Below are 2,148 nucleotides of genomic sequence, written 5' to 3'. Positions count from 1 at the left end.
ACCATGGTCGTGGGCATCATCGGCGCGTTCTTCGGCGTGCTGGCGTAAGGGCCCGGCTGCATAGATTTTCGTTGCAACCTGGAAAGGGGATGGAGCAGGCCTATGCCCTCCATCCCCTTTTTGTATAGAAGGAGTTCGTATGTTCGCGAAGGATCGCGAAGCAATGCGCCTGACGCCGGCAGAGGTCAGGCTGATTCTTATTGAGTCCCTGCAGTGGTGCGCCAACAACGCGGTCTACTTTTTGGGGCTTATCGGTGCGGCCACGTATGATCTGGCCGGCACGGCCTTTTTGGTTGCCGCCATTACGCTCGTGCGCAATCTTATGACGTCGGTGGGCAATATGGTGTCGGGCTCGGTCATCGATCGCTTTGGACCGCGCCGGACGTCGTTTGTGACGTGCGTGATTACGGCAGTGCTATCGCTTGGCGTGGGGTTAGCGCCGTTGTCTGTCCCCGGGCTTGTGTTTGCCGCGTGCGTCTTGGGACTTGCGGGAGGCTTTATCAACACCTGCACGCATGCGTTTCCGGGATACCTGGAGTCGACCACCGAGGGTCGTACCCGCGTGAACGGCCTCATGGTGTTCTACAGCAATATCGCCTATACCGCTGGCCCGCTGCTCGGCGGTGCCATCGTGAGCTGTTTTGCCACGCAATCGGTTTATCTGCTCATGGCGGGCATGATGGGTGTGGCGGCCGTGCTCTCCTTGGGCTGTCACGAGTGTGTTGCTCCCGCAAAAGGGGAGAAGCCGAAGGGCGGTATTCTGGGCGGCATGGCCGAGGGTGCGCGACTTACGTTTCGCGACCACGACTTGCGCCTCATCTTTATCTCGGGCTTTTTGGGTTTCTTTGCGTTTGGCGCGTTCGATTCGCTGGAGTCGTTGTTCTACCGTGATGTACTCAACGTGGATATCGTCTGGCTGGGCTGGTTGTCCTCGGTCGTGGGCCTCACTTCCTCGGTGGGTGCGTTCATCCTGACCAAGCTTTCTGCTCGCCATGTCAACCTGCGATTGCTGCTCGGCGCGCTCATGGCCGTGGGCATTGGGTCCATGGTGTACGTGGGCACCGATATGCTGGGGGTCGCGATTATCGGTCAGGCGATTAACGGTCTGGCCTGGGGGTTCCTGGAGCCGCTGCAGATGATCTTGATTCAGGAGCGTGCCGACATCAAATACCTGGGGCGCATTACCGGCTTTGTGCGTTTTGGCCTGATGAGCGCCGGCGTGGTGCCGCTGCTGGCGGCTCCGTTTTTGGCGGAGGCTTTGGGCGTCCAGACGGTACTGTTTGGAGCATCGACCATTATTGCGCTGGTAGGAACGCTGTTCTTTGTCACACAAGGGAGACGCCGGGGGCGTTAGCTATACATCAAATTCTAATTTGATACCACTCACCAGAGAATTTCGACCGTTCACCGAGGATTGGAACAGATTGAAAAGTGGTATTAAAAACACGTTGGGTGTATGTCTATAATTGGTATCGAAAAGAAACGCGATGTATAGATTCGCGTGCTGGACAGAAAGGAAAAGCCATGAAGGAAACCGAGAAGATCGAGATCATGCACTTTAGCCAGGAGGGCTATCTCGAGGACGGCAAGAACGTCTATGAGACCGGCAAGAAGATGACCGCGCTCGCCGACAAGGTCGCCGACGAGGGCTACGACGCCGTGTTCCTGATGGGCGTCGGCGGCACCTGGGACGAGCTCATGCAGCTCGAGTACCTCATGAACAAGTTCGGCGACCGCGACCTCGAGGTCTACCTGATCCACGCCGCCGAGTGGAACGTCATGGGCCACAAGCGCATGACCGAGAAGTCCGTCGTGCTCACCGCCTCCGAGTCCGGCACCACCCCCGAGGTCCTCGAGGCCGTCAAGAAGATGAAGGACATGGGCGTGCGCGTCTACGCCATGACCAAGCCCGAGGGCCCCATCGGCCAGGCTGTGGGCGCCGAGAATTGCGTCAAGATGGCTTCCGATCATGGTAACGGCGGCTGCGAGATGGGCTACTACCTCGCCGACTGCTTCGGCCTGCGCCTGCTCAATCGCCGTGGCTGCTTCCCGCAGTTCGATAAGTTCATCGAGCAGACCAAGGATGTTTGGACCCACCTGGTCGACATCCGCAAGCGCTTCGAGCCGCGCGCCGAGGAGCTCGCCAAG

General features: G+C 58.8%; 1 protein-coding gene and 1 pseudogene. Both read left to right on the top strand.

Annotated elements, in window-relative coordinates; translation table 11 throughout:
- Positions 1 to 139 precede the first annotated feature (139 nt).
- On the top strand, positions 140 to 1,354 hold the full coding sequence (locus tag DXC99_RS10160) for an MFS transporter (protein ID WP_192919619.1): 1,215 nt from the start codon (positions 140 to 142) through the stop codon (positions 1,352 to 1,354).
- 170 nt (positions 1,355 to 1,524) lie between these two features.
- Positions 1,525 to 2,148: pseudogene (locus tag DXC99_RS10155) on the top strand (SIS domain-containing protein); the annotation flags it as partial.

The sequence above is a fragment of the Collinsella sp. TF10-11AT genome (assembly GCF_003437565.1).
GTDB lineage: Bacteria > Actinomycetota > Coriobacteriia > Coriobacteriales > Coriobacteriaceae > Collinsella.
This window is presented reverse-complemented; position numbering and strand designations above follow the sequence as displayed.